16 protein-coding genes are annotated in these 20,169 nt (G+C 72.2%); 11 read left to right on the forward strand and 5 right to left on the reverse strand.

Annotated features, from left to right (window positions below; all coding sequences use genetic code 11):
* The first annotated feature begins 23 nt into the window (after positions 1-23).
* Entirely contained in the window at positions 24-314 is a 291-nt protein-coding gene (locus ACSNOK_RS04505) for a hypothetical protein (protein ID WP_436779238.1), read from the forward strand.
* Complete coding sequence (locus tag ACSNOK_RS04510; protein ID WP_436779239.1) at positions 311-574, forward strand: hypothetical protein; 264 nt, start codon at positions 311-313, stop codon at positions 572-574. Before ACSNOK_RS04505 ends, ACSNOK_RS04510 begins: the two co-directional genes overlap by 4 nt.
* 201 nt (positions 575-775) lie before the next feature.
* Here the strand turns inward: ACSNOK_RS04510 and ACSNOK_RS04515 are convergent, their stop codons facing one another.
* Together ACSNOK_RS04515 and ACSNOK_RS04520 are read right to left on the reverse strand one after the other, a co-directional pair.
* Entirely contained in the window at positions 776-1,525 is a 750-nt protein-coding gene (locus ACSNOK_RS04515) for a hypothetical protein (protein ID WP_436779240.1), read from the reverse strand.
* Positions 1,526-1,686: 161 nt separating this feature from the next.
* Positions 1,687-2,694, reverse strand: coding sequence for an ArsR/SmtB family transcription factor (locus ACSNOK_RS04520; RefSeq protein ID WP_436779241.1), 1,008 nt, complete (start codon positions 2,692-2,694; stop codon positions 1,687-1,689).
* A gap of 450 nt (positions 2,695-3,144) precedes the next feature.
* Here ACSNOK_RS04520 and ACSNOK_RS04525 point away from each other — a divergent pair, with 450 nt between their 5' ends.
* The 5 genes from ACSNOK_RS04525 to ACSNOK_RS04545 all read left to right on the forward strand — a co-directional run bounded on the left by ACSNOK_RS04525 (position 3,145) and on the right by ACSNOK_RS04545 (position 9,218).
* Positions 3,145-4,911, forward strand: coding sequence for an FAD-dependent oxidoreductase (locus ACSNOK_RS04525; RefSeq protein ID WP_436779242.1), 1,767 nt, complete (start codon positions 3,145-3,147; stop codon positions 4,909-4,911).
* Between the two features lie 295 nt (positions 4,912-5,206).
* Entirely contained in the window at positions 5,207-6,220 is a 1,014-nt protein-coding gene (locus tag ACSNOK_RS04530) for a peptidase (RefSeq protein ID WP_436779243.1), read from the forward strand.
* 121 nt (positions 6,221-6,341) lie between these two features.
* Positions 6,342-6,779, forward strand: a complete 438-nt coding sequence (locus ACSNOK_RS04535) for an SMI1/KNR4 family protein (protein ID WP_436779244.1) — start codon at positions 6,342-6,344, stop codon at positions 6,777-6,779.
* Between the two features lie 236 nt (positions 6,780-7,015).
* Positions 7,016-8,530: a M28 family metallopeptidase gene (locus ACSNOK_RS04540; RefSeq protein WP_436779245.1), complete on the forward strand. Its 1,515-nt coding sequence runs from the start codon at positions 7,016-7,018 to the stop codon at positions 8,528-8,530.
* 121 nt (positions 8,531-8,651) lie between these two features.
* Positions 8,652-9,218 (forward strand): GNAT family N-acetyltransferase, encoded by a 567-nt coding sequence (locus ACSNOK_RS04545; RefSeq protein WP_436779246.1) that lies wholly within the window; start codon positions 8,652-8,654, stop codon positions 9,216-9,218.
* Between the two features lie 128 nt (positions 9,219-9,346).
* Here ACSNOK_RS04545 and ACSNOK_RS04550 read toward each other — a convergent pair whose 3' ends face one another.
* Positions 9,347-13,213, reverse strand: coding sequence for a GDSL-type esterase/lipase family protein (locus tag ACSNOK_RS04550; RefSeq protein ID WP_436779247.1), 3,867 nt, complete (start codon positions 13,211-13,213; stop codon positions 9,347-9,349).
* 221 nt (positions 13,214-13,434) lie between these two features.
* Entirely contained in the window at positions 13,435-13,737 is a 303-nt protein-coding gene (locus ACSNOK_RS04555; protein ID WP_436779248.1) for a hypothetical protein, read from the reverse strand.
* A 305-nt stretch (positions 13,738-14,042) separates the two neighbouring features.
* On the opposite strand from ACSNOK_RS04555, the gene ACSNOK_RS04560 reads away from it, so the two are divergent.
* Complete coding sequence (locus tag ACSNOK_RS04560; RefSeq protein WP_436779249.1) at positions 14,043-14,921, forward strand: LysR family transcriptional regulator; 879 nt, start codon at positions 14,043-14,045, stop codon at positions 14,919-14,921.
* A 128-nt stretch (positions 14,922-15,049) separates the two neighbouring features.
* On the opposite strand, the gene ACSNOK_RS04565 is transcribed toward ACSNOK_RS04560, so the two are convergent.
* The gene (locus tag ACSNOK_RS04565; protein WP_436779250.1) at positions 15,050-15,868 is read right to left on the reverse strand and encodes a polysaccharide deacetylase family protein; all 819 of its coding nucleotides are present in this window, start codon (positions 15,866-15,868) and stop codon (positions 15,050-15,052) included.
* Between the two features lie 178 nt (positions 15,869-16,046).
* On the opposite strand from ACSNOK_RS04565, the gene ACSNOK_RS04570 reads away from it, so the two are divergent.
* From ACSNOK_RS04570 to ACSNOK_RS04580, 3 genes are all read left to right on the forward strand, one after another.
* Complete coding sequence (locus tag ACSNOK_RS04570; RefSeq protein WP_436779251.1) at positions 16,047-17,066, forward strand: SDR family oxidoreductase; 1,020 nt, start codon at positions 16,047-16,049, stop codon at positions 17,064-17,066.
* 484 nt (positions 17,067-17,550) lie between these two features.
* Positions 17,551-18,081: a hypothetical protein gene (locus ACSNOK_RS04575; protein WP_436779252.1), complete on the forward strand. Its 531-nt coding sequence runs from the start codon at positions 17,551-17,553 to the stop codon at positions 18,079-18,081.
* 1 nt (position 18,082) lies between these two features.
* Positions 18,083-20,098 carry a M64 family metallopeptidase gene (locus ACSNOK_RS04580; RefSeq protein ID WP_436779253.1) on the forward strand — a complete coding sequence of 672 codons (2,016 nt, stop codon included), beginning with the start codon at positions 18,083-18,085 and terminating at the stop codon, positions 20,096-20,098.
* Positions 20,099-20,169: the final 71 nt, after the last annotated feature.

Below are 20,169 nucleotides of genomic sequence, written 5' to 3' on the forward strand. Positions count from 1 at the left end.
CGCGCACCCTTCACTGTCGAACAGTGCCCGTTCGCCGCGCCGGCGTTCCCACACACCAGGCCTCGACGAGACCGGCATGCGTCGGTACGGGCTCGGCCGTCGGCGTACCGTGGGCCGGCCTGTCCGGCTCGCAAAAGCCCGCGGCCGACCAGCGGCACGTTCTGCACAACACGGACCTCATCACGCTTCTGCCGGACCTCACGACGGACAAGCGCCAGGTAGCGGCGGAGGAGCTGTGCGTACTGCCGGACGAGGAGTTCGGCGTCGCACTCGATGACGAGGACTCGGCCGCGCTCATCGCGCGCTACGCGTGACGTGCCGCGCCACTGTCGCGGACAACAACCCGGATGTCTCGCACAGGACATGCGGCCGCATCGAGGACGAGGCCCTGCAGTTCATCGCCACGGCGGCGCGGTTCCCCGAACGGTCCGTCGTACCGTCCGGGGTCGTCGACGAGGGCCGGCACGCGCTGATCCCCCACACCCGCGCCTACCGCGATCTCGGCGCGAAGCCGGAAGGGCTCCGCCCATGGAGTGGACCGCTCCCCGGTACGCCGAGCTTGTCGAAGCGATGAGGGAGGCCCGGCTCGTTCCCCGCGAGCGCGACGGCGGGCGCCCGGTCAGGGGATTCGTCGTAGCCTCTGACGGTCGCGACGACCGGCGCTGAGCTGGGGCTGGCCCCCGGTCGGCCGCCGCCCCGCGGGGGCCGACCGGGGTGGCTGTGCGCGGTGGTGGGCCGGGCGCCATGTCCGGGGAGCGCAGGCCGCGGGGGCGCCTCAGCCCACCGCCAGCGACCGCGCGATCCCCGTCACCGCCTCGCCCGCCGCCGCGTACGGCGTGCCGGTCGGGTGGAGGGTCAGGACGGCGACGATCCAGCGGTCGTCCGGTCCCACCACCCCTGTCGTGTGCAGGGCGGGACGGCCGAGATCCACCCCCTCGACCTCGCCTCGTCCCGGGGCGGCCCGCGGGTAGCCGGACCAGCCCTGCTTCACCGCCCAGGGGCGGGGGAAGGCGGACGGTATGCCGAAGGACTGGTCGAATCCGTCGGCGCCGAGCCGGGTCGCCCGCCGCAACGGCCCCAGCATGGCCGTGCGGACGGGCGGCGGCGCCGCGTCCAGCAGGTAGCGGTAGACGCGGACGGTGTCGGCCGCCGTGATGGCCGAATATCCCCAGTAGCCCGGGAATCCGGCCGGCGGTCCGGCGGTGTGCGTGAGCCCGAGACGGGAGACCATGCGCGTGATCACGCCGGATCCCCCGTTCCGCTCCCAGAAGTGGCCGGCCGCGTCGTCGTCGCTGCGCGCGAGCATCGCGTCCAGCCGGGAGCGGTCCTCCGGCGGCAGGCCGTCCACCGGGCCGCGGTCCCACAGATGGTCGAGCGCGATCAGCAGCTTCACCACTGACGCCGACCGGAACCGCGTGTCCGGGGCGAGCCGTTCGGCGCAGGTGCCCGAGTCGCGGTCGTATACGACGACTCCCGCGCTCACCCCCGTCGGCACCCGCGGACCGGTGGAACGTGCCCCGCTCATCGCACGCACGCCCCTCCGGCACCGAACGGCTCACGTCCTGTCACGTCGGGCCCCCCGTCTCTCCCCCGCATCCCCCTGGTTCATGAGTGTCCGGCAGGGCGGACGGACCGGCCACCACATTCGAGGGGGTTCGAAACCGCCTGGTCAGACGGTTGACCTGATCACGCCACCCGGCGTCCGTTGAGCAGTTGGACGCCGAGCGGGGTCAGGGTGTGGTGAGCCGCGCCGCCCACCCGACGGGTGATCAGCAGGCCCGCCTCGCGGAGGACGGACACGTGGTGGCTCGCGGTCGCGGCGGCGATGTCGGCGGTACGGGCCAGTTCGGTGGTGGTACGGCCCTCGGCGGCGGCCTCCAGCAGCGTCGCCCGCGTCCGGCCCAGCAGCGCCACCAGCCCCTGCCGGCGCCCGGGCGCCTCCCGTACGACGGTCAGTTGGGACGGGGTGTGTTCGATCGGATAGACCACGACCGGCGGCAGGTCGCGGCTTCGCAGCACGGTCGGCTTCCGCCAGCAGAAGAAGGACGGGAGCAGCAACAGCCCCCGTCCATCGAGGTACAAGTCCCCCTCCACATGCGGGCCGTGCATGATCAGCACCGGCGGGGACCACTCCAGGGTAGGGTGCAGCGTCCGCAGCAAGTGGTCGAACGCGCCGGACGGCAGGTCCGCCACGGTCCGTGTCATACGGGCGCGCGCGGCGAGATCGGCGGTGACTTCGGCGCGCACCCGTGACCAGTGGGGCGCGAGCGCCACCCGGTAGTACGACCGGACGGCCTCCCCCAGCCCCTTCACCGCGTCGAGGTCGCCGTCGGCGAGCCCGCGCATCCAGGACGCCGTCTGCCCGTGGGAGACGGCGAACTGCGTGAGGTCGTCGCGGAACCGGCCGCGCGGGGTGGCCATCAGCGCGCTGACCCCCAGGTCGAGGCCGCCCGCGCCGGCCGCCGGGGTGAGGAAGTCCGGCGAGTAGCCGCGCGGCGGGGCCAGCGCCAGCAGCCGCCGCGCCCCGGCGTCCAGCCGGCCCCGGACGTCACGGCGCCACTGGTCGAACACCAGCGGCCCGTCGGTGGTCTGGAGCATGTGCAGGCTCAGCAGCACCTCCCACATCGGGTCGGGCGTCTGCGCCAGCCGCGTGCGGACGACGTCGTCGCTGCCGAAATGGATACGCAGTCCCACAGACCTTGCCTCCCGCCCGGTTCCCCGGGCACTTGTGCCCGTCACCGGTCCCCTCCATGGTCCAGGCCCTCACAGGGGCGTTTCAATCACCCCGACGGTGGGTTCCGGCCATCCTGCCGTGGACGGGCGGCCGTTGACGTCCGGCCGGGGTCGGGGAGGGAGGGGCGCCCTTATGCTCCTGCGCCACACGACACGTGTTACCGACGGTAGGGGGTTGTGAGCTCCATGATCTCAGCGGAGACGGCAGGCGTGACGGGTGACGCGGACTCAGCGGAATCAGCGGACTCAGCAGAAGCGGCGGGGGTGCCGCGCGCGTCGCGGGAGGCAGAGGTGACGGGCTCGACGATCTCGACGACGTCGACAAGTGCGGCGGCCGCGCCGCAATCCACGAACCCCCCAGCGGCAACGACAACAGCGGCAGCGGCCCCGGCCGCCGGCAGCACCCGCAGAGTGTTCGTCGGCGGCGTCACAGCCGCCGTCGCGGCCTCCGCGCTCGGCGGAACGGCGCACGCCGCCGCCCGCGGGACGGCGCCGCGGGCCGGCTCGGCCGGGCGGGCCGGCGGCCGGACGGTCGCGGTGCTCGGCGGCGGTGTCGCCGGCCTCACCGCCGCGCACGAACTGGCCGAGCGCGGCTACCGGGTGACGGTGTACGAACGCAAGGACACGCTCGGCGGCAAGGCGCGCAGCATGGACGTGCCGGGCAGCGCGCGCGGCGGCCGGAGACCCCTCCCCGGTGAGCACGGCTTCCGTTTCATCCCCGGGATCTACCACAACCTGCCCGACACCCTGCGCCGCATCCCTTTCCCCGGCAACCGCAACGGCTGTCACGACAACCTCCTCTCCCCCGGCGAGATGCTGATCGCCCGCACCGGCCGGGAGGACATACGGCTTCCGTTCGCCAACCCCGGCACCCCGCCGCCGGTCCTCACCCCGGACGAGCTGCGGCGGGCGCTGACGGCCCTGCTGGAGACCTTTACCAGCGTCCCGCCCCGCGAGATCGCCTACTTCGCGGGACGGTTGCTGGTCTGGTTCACCAGTTGCGAACGGCGACGGCGTACGGAGTGGGAGCGCACGCCGTGGTGGGAGTTCACGCGCGCGGCGCGCATGTCGGCGGACTACCAGCGGCTGCTGTGCATCGGCCTGACCCGGAACATCGTCGCCACCAAGGCCGAGGTGGCGAGCGCCAAGACGGTGGCCACCTGCGCCGAGGCATTCCTCTTCAACCTGCTCGGCCGGGGCGCGGACGGCCCGCCCGACCGGCTGCTCAACGCCCCGACCAACGAGGCGTGGATCACCCCCTGGGTGACCCATCTGACGTCCCTCGGGGTGGAGTTCCGTACCGGCTGGGAGGTACGCGACCTGCGGCCGGCCGGCGGGCGGATCGCCGAGGCGGTGCTCGCGGACGCGCGGGGCGGACGGCAGGCCGTCGCGGCCGACCACTTCGTCTCCGCCATGCCCGTCGAGCACGCCCGTACCACCTGGAACGCGGAGGTACGGGCCGCGGATCCGCGGCTGGCACGGTGCGACGCGCTCCGGACGGACTGGATGACGGGCATCCAGTTCTACCTCACCGAGCCCACCCCGGTGATCCACGGCCACATCAACCACATCGACTCGCCGTGGTCGATCACCTCCGTGTCGCAGGCGCAGTTCTGGCCCGGGCGGGACGTCCGGCGGGACTACGGGGACGGCACGGTCGCCGACTGCCTGTCCTGCGACGTCTCCGAGTGGGACAAACCCGGCATCCTCTACGGCAAGACCGCCAAGCAGTGCACCCGTGAAGAGGTGGCCCGTGAGGTGTGGGCGCAGCTCAAGGCGAGTCTCAACGACACCGGGCGGACGGTGCTCAGAGACTCGGTGCTGCACTCCTGGTTCCTGGACCCCGCGGTCCGCCTCGGCGGACCGGAGGCCACCAACGACGAGCAGCTCCTCATCCACCCCGTAGGCACCTGGGGCAACCGCCCGGAGGCCCGGACGGCGATCCCCAACCTCTTCCTCGCCGGGGACTACGTGGCCACGGACATCGACCTGGCGACGATGGAGGGCGCCAACGCGTCGGCGCGGGCGGCGGTCAACGCGCTGCTGGAGGAGGACGGCTCGGCGGCGGAGCGCTGCGCCGTCACGCCGCTCTACCGGGCGCCGGAGTTGGAGCCCGTGAAGCGGCGGGACGAGGTACGGCTGCGGCTGGGGCTGCCCAACGCGTTCGACTTGGGCTAGAGGGCACGGGAAGGCGCCGCCACGGGCGCCGGCGGGAACGTCAGGACGTTGACTTGACGCGCCCCTGTCAATCCGAGCGAGCCCGTGGCACGCTTTCCGACACGCACCCCACCGCACGACGCGGACCGGGCACCGCGCGCACCGCACCACGCGCCGCGAAACCGGAACACCCGCGCACCGCCCGCACCATCCGCACGTCGCACCGCACCGCTCGTCTGCCCGGGCCCGACATCCCCGGCCCGGCCCCCACACGGCCCGCGCGCGTCGCGCGCCGGCCACGGCAGAGGGAGTACGCGTGAGACGACACCCCCGCACGACCGCCATCGCCACCGGCGCGCTGCTGGCCGCCTGTTCCCTGGCCGTACCCGGCCTGGGGGCCGGCGCCGCAGGGGCCGCGCCCCCGCCGGACACCGAGCACACCCTGGCCGCCTCGGCGGAGGCCCGGCAGCGGGTCGCCGCCTTCTGGACGCCCGAACGGATGAGGTCGGCCACTCCGCTCGACATCACCGCCGACCGCGCGGCCGGCCACGCCGCACGGCCGTCCGTCACCGCGCCGGGCGGCGGCCGGCACACCACCGTCGCCCCCACCCCGGTCGCCTCGCCCCGCGCCACGGCCGCCGTCCGCTCCTTCCCGCAGGCCGGCGGCCCCTGGACGGGCGGCGGCGCGGTGGTCAAGACGTCCGGCCGGGTGTTCTTCACCATGCAGGGCCGGACGGCGTCCTGCTCCGGCGACGCGGTCACCAGCGGCAACAAGAGCACCGTCATCACCGCCGGGCACTGCGTGAAGTACCAGGGCAACTGGCACACCAACTGGACGTTCGTCCCCGGCTATCACGACGGCCAGACCCCCTACGGCACCTGGGCGGCGACGAAGACGCTCTCCACCCCGCAGTGGACGGCGAGCGAGGACATGAACAACGACATCGGCGCCGCCGTCGTCGGCCCGCTCGACGGCAAACGCCTCACGGACGTCGTCGGCGGCCAGGGGCTGGACTTCAACGGCGGCTACAACAAGCGCATGTACTCCTTCGGCTTCCCGGCCGCCTCGCCGTACGACGGGACGAAGCTCGTCTATTGCAGCGGGAACACCACGAAGGACTTCCTCCTCACCAAGGACCACGGCCTCGCCTGCAATATGACCGGCGGCTCCAGCGGCGGCCCCTGGTTCACCTCGTTCGACGAGGCCACCGGCACCGGGCTGCAGGCGTCGGTGAACAGCTTCGGCTACACGTTCCTGGCGAACACGATGTTCGGCCCGTACTTCGGCGACGTGGCCAAGGCGCTGTACGACCAGGCCCAGGCGACCTGAGGCCGCCGGCCGGCGAGGCGGCGGTGCCGTCCGTGACGCGGTGAGCACACCGCGGTGCGCGGCGGCACCGCCGCCACGACGCCCCGGGGCCGGATTTCCCGGGCCGACTAGGCTCTCGATCATGTGGAAACGAACGGTCAGGGAAAGCTGTCGCGAGGCGGGCTTCGGAGAACCGGCGCGGGAAGCCGAGATCGTCGCAGCCGAGCGCCGGCTCGGGCAGGCACTGCCCGGGGAACTCAGGCACCTGCTCCTCGAATGCGACGGGGTGACCGGACACCACCTCGTCGACACCGTCTGGCCCCTGGAACGGATCGTCGAGCAGAACCTGTTCTTCCGGTCCGACGCGTCCCTCGCCCGGCTGTACATGCCGTTCGACGCCCTCCTGTTCTTCGGGGACAACGGGGGCGGCGACCAGTTCGCCTTCGTGCGGACGCCCGAACGGCCCGACGTGTTCGTCTGGGAGCACGAGAACGACAGCCGCAGGTGGGTCGCCAACGGCCTGCGGGACTACCTCAGCCGCTCGCTCGGCACCGACGAAGACGACTGGTACCGGCGGTAAGGCACGGCCCGCCGGAATCGGGGCGCCACGCACGCGGCACAGGCCCCTGCGGACACCCCGTACGGCAGAGTCCGGCGGTCGGCGCCGGCCCTCATGACCGGCATGTGGCGATCTTGTGTCGGAAGCCGGCGAGACCTCCCGCGCGCCACGCGGATGTCCTTAAGGTCCGTACCAGTACCAGCGGTTCCACCGTCCGGACAACGTGCCGTACCGCCCTGAGAAAGGACCTCACCCCCGTGCGTCTCCCCCTCCGCAACCGTCGCGGCAAAGCACTGGCCGCCCTCATATCCACCGCCGTCGCGGCCCCCGTGCTGCTCTCCGCCGCCCCGGCCGACGCCCGGCCCGCCGACGGGCCGGCCCGGCAGCACCGCAAGGCCGAACGGCTCGCGAGACAGCTGGAGCGGGACGCGTCGGCGAAGGGCGCGTACCGCCACCTCCGCGCGCTGCAGCGCATCGCGGACGCCAACGGCGGGAACCGGGCCGCGGGCACGCCCGGGCACGAGGCGTCGGCGGCGTACGTCCACCGGCTGCTGCGGCAGGCCGGTTACCGCGTCTCGTACCAGTGGTTCGACGTCTGGGAGGCGAAGACGCTCACCGAGAAGCTGTCGGTCGTCTCCCCGGACGCGCGCGAGGTGAAGGTGTCCGCGGCGAGGTTCTCGCCGTCGACGCCGGAGTCGGGTCTGCGCGCGGCGCTGGCGGCCGCCCGGGTGGACGCCACCCCCGGCTGCACGCCCGACGACTACGCCTCGGGGGCGTTCACCGGCCGGATCGCCCTGGTCAAGCGCGGCGGCTGCACGTTCGCCGAGAAGCAGAAAGCCGCCGCGCAGGCGGGCGCCGTCGGCACGATCATCTACAACAACGCGGCGACCGGCGTGGCGAAGCCGTCGTTCGGCAGCCCGTCCGAGGGGAAGGTGCCCACCGCGGGCATCTCGCTGGCCGACGGCGAGGCGCTGGCCGCGGCGGTGGCCAAGGGGGAGGTCAAGGTCGACCTGAACATCCGGCAGGAGCACATCAAGCACCGCACCCCCAACGTGATCGCCGAGACTCGCGGCGGCGATCCGCGGCACGTCGTCGCCCTCGGCAGCCACCTCGACTCCGTTCCGGAGGGTCCGGGCATCAACGACAACGGCTCCGGCTCGGCCGGCCTGCTGGAGGTCGCCCTCAAGCTCGCCGACCGCACCCGCCACGGCGGCCAGCAGCCCACCAACAAGGTCCGCTTCGCCTGGTGGTCGGGTGAGGAGCTGGGTCTGCTGGGCTCCGAGCACTACGTGGCCCAGCTCTCCGAGGCCGACCGCAAGAAGATCGCCCTCTACCTCAACTTCGACATGATCGCCTCGCCCAACCCGGCGCAGCTCGTCTACGACGGCGACGACTCCGACCACAAGGGCTCCGGCGCCGGCCCCAAGGGCTCGGCGGAGATCGAGAAGCTGATCAACGGCTACCTCGACCGCAAGGGCAAGCCGCACGAGGGCACCGACTTCGACGGGCGCTCGGACTACGGCCCGTTCATCGCCACCGGCATCCCGGCCGGCGGTACGTTCACCGGCGCCGAGGGCATCAAGACCGCCGAGCAGGCGGCCAAGTTCGGCGGCAAGGCCGGCGCTCCGTACGACCCCAACTACCACGCCAAGGGCGACAACCTGTCCAACCTCGACCTCAAGGCGTTCGACACCAACATCGACGTCATCGCCCACGCGGTGGGGATCTACGCCCACGACCTGAGCTCGCTGGGCGGCGGCACGCGCGGCTGACACGCTTCCGGACGCGGGGGGGCCGGCCTGACAGGGGGCCGGCCCACCCCCTTCGGCCCTGAGGCCTCGGGGCCCGTCGGCCTTGCGCCGGGTGGCGGCCCGCCGCCGCTACCTTTCCCCCATGTACCCGATCACCGTCACCGGCTCCCGGCTCCGCCTCCGTGAAATCCGTCGTCCCGACCTGGACGCGCTGCACGCCGTCCAGGGCCACGCCGACGTCGCACGTCACATGAGGGGCCGGGCGCAGACGCGGGACGAGGTCGCGGGATCCGTCTCCCGCGCGGCGGTTCACGCGAGCGTGGTGCCGCGCGCCGTCTACATGCTCGGTGTGGTCCGTTCGGCCGACGGGCGACTGATCGGACGGGCCGACCTCGACCTGGACCCGTTCTCCGAGAAGGCCGCCACCATCGGCTTCATGCTCCACCCGGACACCTGGGGCGCCGGTCTGGGCACCGAAACGGTTCACCTGCTCTGCGCGCTCGGCTTCCGGCACTTGGGCCTGCACCGGATCTGGGCCACCCGCTCCCCGTCCAACACCGCGTCCGGAAGGACGCTGGTGAAGGCGGGGCTGGCGGAGGAGGGCCTGATCCGGGAGCAGTTCTTCGTGGACGGCGCGTGGCGCGACTCCGTCGTCCACGCGGTCCTGGAACACGAGTGGCGGCCCCCGGCGGGGTTCCCCGGCGCGTGAGCGGCGAAGGGCACAGTTCGGACGCGCCCAGGGCGCCCGAACCCGTCGGAACCGCGACGGCGGCAGGCCGCCCCACACGGGCACGGCCTGCCGCCGTCGCGTCGCGTTTCCGGGGGCGGCCCGGGGAGCTACAGCCCCACCGCCCGGAGGGTCTCCTCAAGGGAGTACGCGTAGAGCCTGGCTCCCGCGATCTTCGGGTGGAAGGACTGGGCCGACACCGGCTGGTCCGTGAGATCGGGGTCGTCACCGGGGGTCTTGTCCGTCACGATGCCGTGGATCGTTTCCGGATTACCGCAGATCCCCTTCCCCTGGAAGAACTTCGCGGGGTTGGAGAAGTAAACCGGAGCACCCGACTGCTGGAAGGCGTCCTTGGCGGCGCCGTCCATCTGCTCGGCGAGGTCGACGGCCACCTCGTTGAGCCACTTCGCCTCGTCGGCGTTGATGTCGAACTCACCGCCCAGGGGACCCGTCGGCGGGGTCCAGTGCAGACACTTGGAGTCCCCGCTGATGAGCGGCGGATACCCCATGAGGACGATCCGGGCATTGGGCGCCAGTTCGTGGATCTTCTTCAGGGTGGTGGCGATGGCCGGTCGGACCGTGTCGTGAATCAGCTCCCTTTCCGCGGCCCGGTTGGTCTTCCCGTCAGACCGGGTGTTGTCCGCGCAGTTGACCGGGGTCCCGATCAGACAGGTCTTGAAGACCTTGCTGAAGTCGGCGTCGTTGCCGCCGATGGACATGGTCACCAGCGTGGTGCTGTCGTCGAGGTATCCCTGGTCCAGTTGCGGGAGTTCGCCGTACTGCGGCTTCCCACCGGGAAGGACGTTCGAGGTCTTGGCACCCGAACACGCGAGCAGGTGGTAGTCCATGCTCTGGTCCAGTTCGTCGGCGCGCTCGCCGATGGACTTCCCGGAGTCGGCGAAGGACGCCTGACGGGACCACGCGTACCGCGAGCGGTGACAGGCGTCGCGCCAGGGGCTGCCCTTTTTGCCGTCGACATCGGTTTCCGGGTAGTAGTCACCGCCGCCGGAGACCGACGCTCCCTCACCCGAGGAGTACGAGTCGCCGAGGGCGACGACCACATTCCGTGGCTTGCCCGGCAGCGGCTCGATGGCCACGGCGTCGAAGGCGATGTCCTCCTCGCCCGCGCCGTCCAGGGTTTCCGAGTCGAGGGAAATCCTGGGGGTGCCCACGAATTCGAAGACGCCGAGGGACACCCAGGCGTTCTTCTGTGTACGCTGCGGCATCACCCGGGACTTCTTCGCCTTGCCGGTGTAGATGTCGTAACGCGCCTGCCGGGTGTGCGCACCGTGGTCCGGGGTGTGCACCAGCACACGGCCCCACTGGTTGAGCGAGTCGTCGAACTTCCAGGTGCCGGTGACCTTCATCCGGCCGCCTTCATCGCCGGCCTTCCGGGTGTGGGCGAACCAGAAGTGACCGCCGTACCCTCCTCCGATCTGCTGGAAGTCGACTTTCGCGGAGTCGGACGCGAAGTCGAGGTCGAAGGAGCCGTTCTGCTTCATCGGATAGCAGCCGGGCCGCACGATAGGAGTGCCGTCCGGGACGTCGTCGACGACGAGTGCGCCCTTGGGCAGGTGCGCGGTGCCGCATTCGGGCTGGTAGGCGGTACCGTCGGCCTCTTCCTTGTAGGAGGAGTCGAAACGCAGGAGTTCGTTCCCGCACATCTCGGCACACGGCTTGTGCCACTCGACGGAGTCGTGCCACCAGCACTTGAAATCGTCCCGCGTGCAGGCGCCCGGGCCGTCCTGCCCCTCGCTGGAGGCGATCCTGCCGGGGTCGCAGTCGTTCTTGTCCTTCTTGCAGAAGTCACTGACCAGGGGCTTGAGGCCGTTGCGCGCGGAGTCCGACATCCACCAGGCGGCCCGGAAGGCGGCCACGAGCTTGCCCGGTGCCTCCAGGGCGTCCGGCGGGTAGGCGGCGAAGCCGAGGACCTTCTCCTGGTACGGCCAGTCCTGCGGATGGGCCGCGTCCCGCGCGCCGGAGGCCATGAACGGCATGCGGTTGACCTTGTAGACGGGGTTGGCCGGGTTGTTGGCCCAGCCCAGGCCCCAGGCGCCGGCGTTCTTGCCCTTGTCGCTCTCGGGATAGAAACCGGAGTTGTAGGCCCACAGCGCGTAGAACCAGCTCTCCGGCCGCTTGGGGTCGCCGTTGTTGGCGGTCATGCCCGCCCGGCGTATCTGGTTCCACTTGTCGCTGACGATCCGCAGGCCCGCGGCGATGTTGGTGGCGTAGTCCAGGGCGACGGCGCGCTGGGTCTGGTACGGGAGGGCCGTCTCCCCCGGCTTCTCCTTCCCGGCGAGCCGCATGCCGTCGGTGACCTGTGTGACGCCGTATCCGCAGTCGGCCTTGTCCCAGTGGATGTCCCAGACGCTTTCACCCTTGCCGGGCTTGAACTTCTGCCCGTAGAAGCTGCCCACCAGCGGGTTGCCCGTCGCGCCGGGGACCACGACGCGGGACGCCTGCCACAGGTTGGACTCCTGGGCGGTGATGCCCAGCATCACCTGGGCCGGCACATGGCCGCCACCGTCCAGCTCGACCTTCGGGAAAAGCTTCTGCGGCGAGTACGCCGGCATCCCCAGGTTCTTCCAGTTGGCCGGGCGGCTGATGTTCTGGTCCAGGGTGCCCATGACCGCCTGGTCGACGGCCCATTCCACCTGCCGTGGCTTGGGCTGCATGGCCTGGTTGGCGGGGTCGTTGCGCGGGACCGCGCAGTACCGCTGGTCCGGTCCCTCGGCGACCGCGGAGGAACGGGCCGCCGCCTTCCGCGACCGCTTCGGGGCCGGCGCGGCCGGCGTGCCCAGGGCGGGGGAGGCGGCGAGTCCTTCCGCCGCCTTGGCGCCGTTCCTGTTCGCCGGATCGACGGTGAAGGACACCTGCCGGCGCGTGTCACGCACCGTCATGTCGATGGCGGCCGGGCGCGCCGTCGTGGCGGTGTTCACCCGCGGATCCTTGCCGTCGGCGAAGACGGTCCTGGTCAGCACCGCCTTGCCCCGCGTGGAGACCCGGGCGTCCGCCGGGACGCCCCGCAGCGGCTCGACGGAGGCCGGCAGCTTCGCCGCGAGCTTGTCGAGCTTGCCGGTGAGGTATACCTTGCCGCCCGCGCCCCTGGCGAGGTCGACGCCGGTCAGCGGGCCTTCGGCCAGCACGTTGGGCCGCGTGCCCCGCGCACCGGGTGTGCGGACGTCGACCGCCGGCAGGCGGTTGAAGCGCGCGGTGTCCTTTCCGGTCCGGTCCATGTAGACCACGCCGCCGTCGGCGTCCGGCGCGAGCTGGAACGGGAAGCCGTCGGCGGCGGCGAGCCGGGTGCGCTTGCCGTGCTGGTCCACCTTCACCACGCCGTCGCGGTGTGCGGCGACCACGCCTCCGCCGGCCACCGGTACGGCCGACGTCACCTGGCCGGGCGTCTCGACCGGGGTGGCGAGCCTGCCGGTCGCGGCGTCCAGGCGCACCAGCCGGGTACGGGGGAGCTTCTCGTCGCCGCTCTGGGTCAGGACGGCGGTCTCGTCGGCACCGCAGCCCGGGTTGAAGTAGGCGAGGGTGGACTGGAGGTTCAGCTTGTCGACGGCGCCGGTCTCCAGGTCGACCACCGCCGTGAACGCGCCCCGCGCGAACAGCTCGGCCTTGTTGGTGAACGTACGCGGCGCGTACACCACGACGGCCCTGCGGCCCGAGCCGGTCACGCAGGCGTTGCCGATCCACGCGTCGGTGTCGAAGCCGGGCTCGCGCAGCGTGGCGGCCGTGCGCCAGGAGTAGCCCTGACGGGCGTCGGCGACGAGCAGGTGGAAGCCGTCCGCGTCCGAGGTGGTGGTCCACGCCCGGTCGCCGGTCTTCTTCCAGTCCTTGCCCAGCACCCGTTCGCGCTGGGCGGGGGCCACCTCGTCCGGGTGGTCCGCCTCGGCGGCGGCCGAGCGGGCGGGGAGGTCGTCCTCGGGCCGGCCGTCCGCCCACGCGGGGGCCTGCACGAGAGAGAGCAGCATGCCCGAGGCCGCGAGGAGAGTGGACGCGGCCCATGGTTTTCTTCTGTGCCTGTGTTTCAAGACGTTCCCTGCGTTCCCTTTTGAAAGCGTTGTCCGATCGGGTCGGCGCAGGGGGCGCGAAAGGCGTGTCCGGTGCCCGGAACGCGGGAGCCCCGGCCGACCCGAGTTCGATGTGCGAACTCGACGCCGGCCGGAGGCCGGTGAGCCGTGCCGGAAACGCGTCAGACGTTGGTCTGGGCGTAGCTGCACGCCGTGACGGCGTCGGAGTAGCGCACTCCCGAGCCCTCCAGCGAGAACCGGCAGGACTGGTAGCGGATGCCCTTGTCCCGCATGTCGATGAAGTGCCCGGCCGTGTAACAGGCGTCGACCCGCTGGTTCGTGGGCACGTAGTTCTTGCTCTGCAGGTAGCTGACGCACTGGTCCGTCGTAGCCGAGGCGGGAGCCGCCGTGACGACGGACACCGTGGACGCCGCCGCGAAGACGACGCCGACAGAAGCCACCGCACTCGCTATCTTGCGTTTCATTGTTTTCCCTCTGGCCGATTCGGGCTCGTACCGTCGCATGCGAGGCGACGAGCCTTCTGTGGATTTCCGGGCAGGGGGCGTAACAGCACTCCGTTCACGCGCCGGAATGGGCAACGGAATGCCGTCGATCCGCAGTCGTGCGCGTATATGACGCGTCGCCGCGGCCCGATTCGCCGCCGCGAATCCCCCCTGGTCCTCCACTCTTCCCGTCTGCCCGACCATGATCAACAGCGAGCTCGCCTACGATCGGTGCGTCACGCTCACCAATTGAGGACACTGGGGGGACGGCCGTGGAACGGCACGAGATGGAAGCCTTTTTGACGCTGGCCGAGGAGCTCCATTTCCGGCGTACTACGGAGCGGCTCGGACTGGCTCAGGGCAGGGTCAGCCAGACCATCCGGAGGCTGGAACGCCGCATCGGGGCTCCGTTGTTCGAGCGCACGAGCCGAAAAGTGGCCCTGACTCCGGTGGGTGAGCAGCTACGCGACGACCTGCTGCCCGCCTACCGGCAGATACAGCGGGCCGTCGCCCGTGCCACGGCCGCCGCACGGGGGGCGCGTGAAGCGCTGCGGGTGGGCTACTCCAGCCCGATGGCGGCCGATTTCGTCCTCGGCGCCGCCGACCGGTTCGCCGCCCACCGTCCCGACGTGGAGGTCCGAATCCAGGAGATCCAGCTCTCCGATCCCCTGGGGCCGATCCGCAGCGGCCAGGTGCACCTCCAGGTCACCGAACTGCCCGTCGTGGAGGACGACCTGGCCGTCGGTCCCGCCCTCATCGCCGAGGACCGCCGGCTGCTGGCCCACCACGAGCACCCGTTCACCCGCTGCCCGGCGGTGACATTGGAGGACCTGGCCGCCGCCACCCTCATCACCTTCACCGCGGCCACGCCCCCGTACTGGCAGGAGTACCACTTTCCCCGCCGGACGCCCTCGGGCCTGCCCGTCCCCCATTTCGCGGCCCGGCACTGGCAGGAGGCGCTGGCCATGGTAGGCGCGGGCAAGGGCGTCACCTTCGCGTCCGCGCGGGCCGAGCAGTACCACGGCCGCCCCGACATCGTCTGGCTGCCCTTCCCCCACCTGCCCCGTATCGAGTACGCCCCGATCTGGCCCCGCGCCGGCAGTTCCTCCCTCGTCCGGGCCTTCCTCCGCACCCTCGTCGAGGGCGCTCCGCGGCCCGCCGCGTAGGGCGCGTCTCCGGGCGAAAGGCCCCGGCGCGCGGCATTCCGCGCACACTCCGCACGTCCGCGAGCACACAGCGGCTTCCCCGTCGGGCCGCCGGGCACGGACGGCCGCCGCCCGGGCGTCCCCCTTCGTCAGGCTCCCCGGGCCAGTGCCGCCAAGTCGGCGATCTCGTACCCCCGTGCCCGCACCAAGTCGATGATCCGCGGCAGCGCTTCGGCGTCCAGGACCTCGCCGGAGCCGTCGGCCGAGCCGACGTGCATCTGGATGATCGCGCCGGGACGCAGGACGTCGGCGACGCGCCGCACCGCCTGCCGGACGGTCATTCCGCCCGCGGTGCCGACGTAACCCTTGGTGTCGGTCGTCCACTCGATGTCGGCGAAGCCGAGGGAGTTGACGTGGGCGATCGCCTGGGGAGTGGTCTCGCCGTAGGGGAAGCGGAAGAAGGGGAGCGGGTCGGCGCCCGTGGCGCGGAGGGCTCGGTCGGCGGCGGTCACCTCCTCCTCGACCTGCGCGCGGGTGAGGCCGGAGAAGTGCGGGTGGGTGTGCGAGTGGCTGCCGATGCCGTGCTGCCGGGCCATCGCCCGCACGGCGGCGGGGTGGCGCTCGGCGAACCGGCCGGTGGGGAAGAAGGTGGCGGGTGCCCGGTTCCGGTCGAGTGTGCGCAGGACGTCCGCCAGGCCCGCCTCGTCCCAGGCGGCGTTGAAGGTGAGGGCCACCTCGCGGCGCGTCGTCGGGAAGGTGCGGTTCTCGGAACCGTAGAGCCACTCGGCCGAGCCGGAACCGGAGGTGAAGCCGGGGCCGGAAGCGGGCGCCGCCGGTGTCTCCGTGCCGCTCCTCCCCGCCACGGGAGCGTCGGCCCCCGACCCGGCCGCGGCGCTCGCGGCAGGTGCTCTCGGCACCGGCGTGACGATCAGAGCGGCGAGGACGAGCAACACAGCGACACGCGTCACAGCGGCACGCGGTACGGCGGCGCGCCTCAAGGCGCGGTGGCTTCGCATACGCCGAGCATGGCGGATTCCGCCCCCTCCCCCGCCCACCGGCGCGCGGACCCGCGCCGACGCGGAACCCCGCACGTCAACGGCGTCCCGCCGCACGTTTGCCGTCCGGCCCGCCGGGTACCCGGCGGCGGTGAGTATCCGCAGGAGGCCGAAAGTCGTCGTGGTGACCGGAGCGAGCGGCGGGGTCGGGCGGGCGACCGCCCGGGCGTTCGCCGCTCGCGGGGACAGTGTCGCCTTGTTGGCACGGGGACGGAAGGGGCTCGACGCCGCCGTCCAGGAGGTCGAGAAGGCCGGCGGGAGGGCCCTCGCCATCCCCGTGGACATGGCGGACGCGCACGCCGTACGGGAGGCGGCGAGCCGGGTGGAGGAGGAGTTCGGGCCGGTCGACGTCTGGGTGAACAACGCCTTCGCCACCGTCTTCGCGCCCTTCGTCGAGATCCAGCCCGACGAGTTCCGGCGGACGACGGAAGTCACCTATCTGGGGTACGTGTACGGCACCCAGGCCGCCCTCTCCCGCATGCTGCCCCGCGACCACGGGACGATCGTGCAGGTCGGTTCGGCCCTCGCCTACCGCGGCATCCCTCTCCAGTCCGCCTACTGCGGGGCCAAGCACGCCATCCAGGGAATGAACGAGTCGCTGCGCTGCGAGCTGCTGCACGAGGGCAGCGGGGTGCGGACGACGATGGTCCAGCTGCCGGCCGTGAACACGCCGCAGTTCCGCTGGGCGCTCTCCCGGATGCCGCGCCGGCCCCAGCCCGTACCGCCCATCTACCAGCCGGAAGTCGCCGCCCGGGCCATCGTGTACGCGGCCGACCACCCGCGCCGGCGCGAGTACTGGGTCGGCGGCAGCACCGTCGGCACCCTGCTCGCGAACGCGGTGGCCCCGGGGCTGCTGGACCGCTACCTCGCCCGGACCGGCTTCTCCTCCCAGCAGACGTGCATGCCGACGGAGGAGGGCCAGCCCGTCAACCTCTGGCATCCGGAAGACGACGAGGGCGGCCACGACTTCGGCGCCCACGGCGTCTTCGACGACCGGACGGTCGTCCGGGCCGCCCAGCCGTGGGCCTCCCGGCACCGCGGCGCCCTGGCCCTGACCGTACTGGCGGCCGGGGTGGGCGTGGCCGGGCGGCTGCGGCGCGGGCGGCGCTGAGCCCCTGAGAGCGGGAGAGCCCCGGAAGGGCGAGACGGCGAGCTGGGCTCCCGCGTCCCTCGCCACGCCTCCCGTATCACCCGTTCGGGGGTATTGCGCGGGTCCGCGCGCGCCCTCACCATGGCCAGTGGCGGCGCCGGGCAATCGTCGGAGGCACCGCCGGGGCGTGGGCGGTGCGCGGGCCGGGTGCGGGCCGTGCGACGCGGCCGGTTCCCCGTCCCCCGTTCTCCCGCTCGTGGTCCGCCTGCCCCGCCCTCCGCCCGTCCGCCCGTGGACGGGCCCGTGCCCTCCGAAGGGCCGACGGTCTCCGTCCGGCTTCCGTCCCTTCCCCAGGGCTCCCCCACCGTCGGCGCCCGCCGGGCCGCTCGCCGGGTCACCGGCTCGAACGCGCCCCCTGGACTCCGTTCGACCAGCGCGGCAGGACACCTCCGGACCTCATCCTTCCCGGCAACCTTGAGAACCCTGGAAATGGGGATGGACGACCGTGACATCCGAACAGCACACCGGTTCCGGACCGGACGGCCCGGCCGCCGTCCGGCTCATCTTCGAGTACGAGGGGCCGGACATCCGGCTCGTCTCCCGGCAGCGGGTGGACGCGGCCCCTCCGCCCAGTGAGGACCTGGCCGGCACGGAGGCCACCGACGAGGGGCCCGACGTCAAGGGCTTCTGGGTGGAGCTCCGCGACGCACAGCGGCAGCCGCTCTACCGGCGCGTCATGCACCCGCCCGTGCGGTACGACGCCGAGGTGTTCTCCGACGATCCGGACCGTTCGCTGGCCCGGGTGCCGGTGGAGGAGCCCAAGGGGGCCTTCGCGGTGCTGGTCCCCGAGATCGCGGAGGCCGATCACGTCGCGCTGGTGAGCAGCCCGCTCGCCCCGGGGCCGACCGTGGCCCCCGCGGCCGAGGTGGCGCGCTTCGCCCTGCGGCCGGACGCGGCCGAGCCGGACCGGAGGGATGAGCCGGACCGGGGGGACGAGACGGACCAGAGGGATGAGCCGGACGAGGGGGGCCATTGAGATGGGTACGGGGGACGGTGCCGTCGTCGGCACCACCAAGATCGTCGACAATGGTCCGGCGAACGCCCGCTGGAACCTGGTCATCATGGGCGACGGCTACCGCAGCAATGAGCTGGGCCAGTTCGCCACGCACGCCCGGAGCTTCGTCGACACCCTCTTCGCCACCGCGCCGTTCACCGCGCTGCGAGCCGCGATCAACGTGTACCGGGTGGACGTCCGCTCGAACGACAGCGGCGCGGACGACCCGACGACCTGCGGCGGTACGGGGGCGGCGCCCAACACGTACTTCGACGCGGCGTTCTGCAACAACGGAACCCGCCGGCTGCTGACGGTCAACACGAGCACCGCGCTCACGGTGGCGGGTCAGCAGGTGCCGCAGTGGAGCATGGTGATGGTGATCGTCAACTCCACCGTGTACGGCGGCTCGGGCGGATCGGTCGCGGTGTTCTCCCTCGCGCCGAACGCCAACGAGATCGGGCTGCACGAGATGGGCCACACCGCGTTCGGTCTTGCCGACGAGTACGAGTACTACCTCGGCTGCGGCATCGACACCGACCGCAACACCCACCCGGCGGTGGAGCCGGCGGAACCGAACGTCACCATCGACCCCAACCGGGCGACGAACAAGTGGCGGGACCTGGTCGCGCCCGCCACCGTCATGCCGACGACGCGGAACGCCGACTGCGCGGTGTGCGACCCGCAGCCCAACCCGGTCGGCGCGGCGACGGTCGGCGCGTTCGAGGGTGCCCACTACTACCACTGCAAGGCGTTCCGGCCGCAGTACAACTGCCGGATGAGGGTGCTGGGGCAGCCGTTCTGCGCGGTGTGCCAGCGCCGGATCCGGCAGACCCTGCTGCCGCGGCTGCCCGCCAACCGGGTCTCCTCCGTCTCCCGCACCTCGGGTCATCTGGACGTCTTCTGGGTGAACACCGACGGCAGGGTGTGGTCCAACTGGTGGGACCAGCAGGCCGGGATGGGCTGGGGCGATCACGGCGCCTTCCCCATCGCCCGTGACTGGCCGGTGCGGGCGGCCCACGACACCGGGGTCACGTCCATCGCCCGCACCTCCGGGCACCTGGACGTCTTCTGGGCGGGCGCCGACGGGAAGATCTGGAGCAACTGGTGGGACCAGCAGGCGGGATACGGCTGGTACGACCACGGCGCGTTCCCCATCGCCCGCGAGTTCCCGGCCCCCGCCGCCCCCGGTACGGGCATCGCGTCGACCGCCCGCACCTCGGGTCACCTGGACGTCTTCTGGGCGGGCACGGACGGCAAGATCTGGAGCAACTGGTGGGACCAGCAGGCGGGATACGGCTGGTACGACCACGGCGCGTTCCCCATCGCGCGTGACTTCCCGGCCGCCGCCGCCTCCGGCACCGCCGTGACCTCGGTCGCCCGGACCTCCGGACATCTGGACGTCTTCTGGGCCGGTGCCGACGGGAAGGTCTGGAGCAACTGGTGGGACCAGCAGACCGGGTACGGATGGTACGACCACGGCGCGTTCCCCATCGCCGCCCAGTGGCCCGTACCCGCCGCTCCCGGCACCGGCGTCGCCGCCGTCGCCCGCACCTCAGGACACCTCGACGTCTTCTGGGTCGGCACGGACGGGAAGATCTGGAGCAACTGGTGGGATCAGCAGACCGGGTACGGGTGGTACGACCACGGCGCGTTCCCCATCGCCGCCCAGTGGCCCGTACCCGCCGCCCCCGGCACCGGCGTCGCCGCCGTCGCCCGCACCTCAGGACACCTCGACGTCTTCTGGACCGGCGCGGACGGCAAGATCTGGAGTGCCTGGTGGGACCAGATCCCCGGCATGGGCTGGTACGACCACGGGGCCTTCCCCATCGCCGCCCAGTGGCCCGTTCTCGCGGTCCCGGGCAGCGGCGTCACGGCGGTGGCCCGGACCTCCGGGCACCTCGACGTCTTCTGGACGGGGGCCGACGGGCGGGTGTGGTCCAACTGGTGGGACCAGCAGGCCGGGATGGGCTGGTACGACCACGGCGCGTTCACTATCTAAGGCCCGTCGGAGCCCGTCGGAACCCGCCCGGAGCCAAGCCCCCCGGGCGGCGCCCCGACGCCGTCACGCCC

The sequence above is a fragment of the Streptomyces sp. URMC 126 genome, assembly GCF_051386555.1.
Classification (GTDB): domain Bacteria; phylum Actinomycetota; class Actinomycetes; order Streptomycetales; family Streptomycetaceae; genus Streptomyces.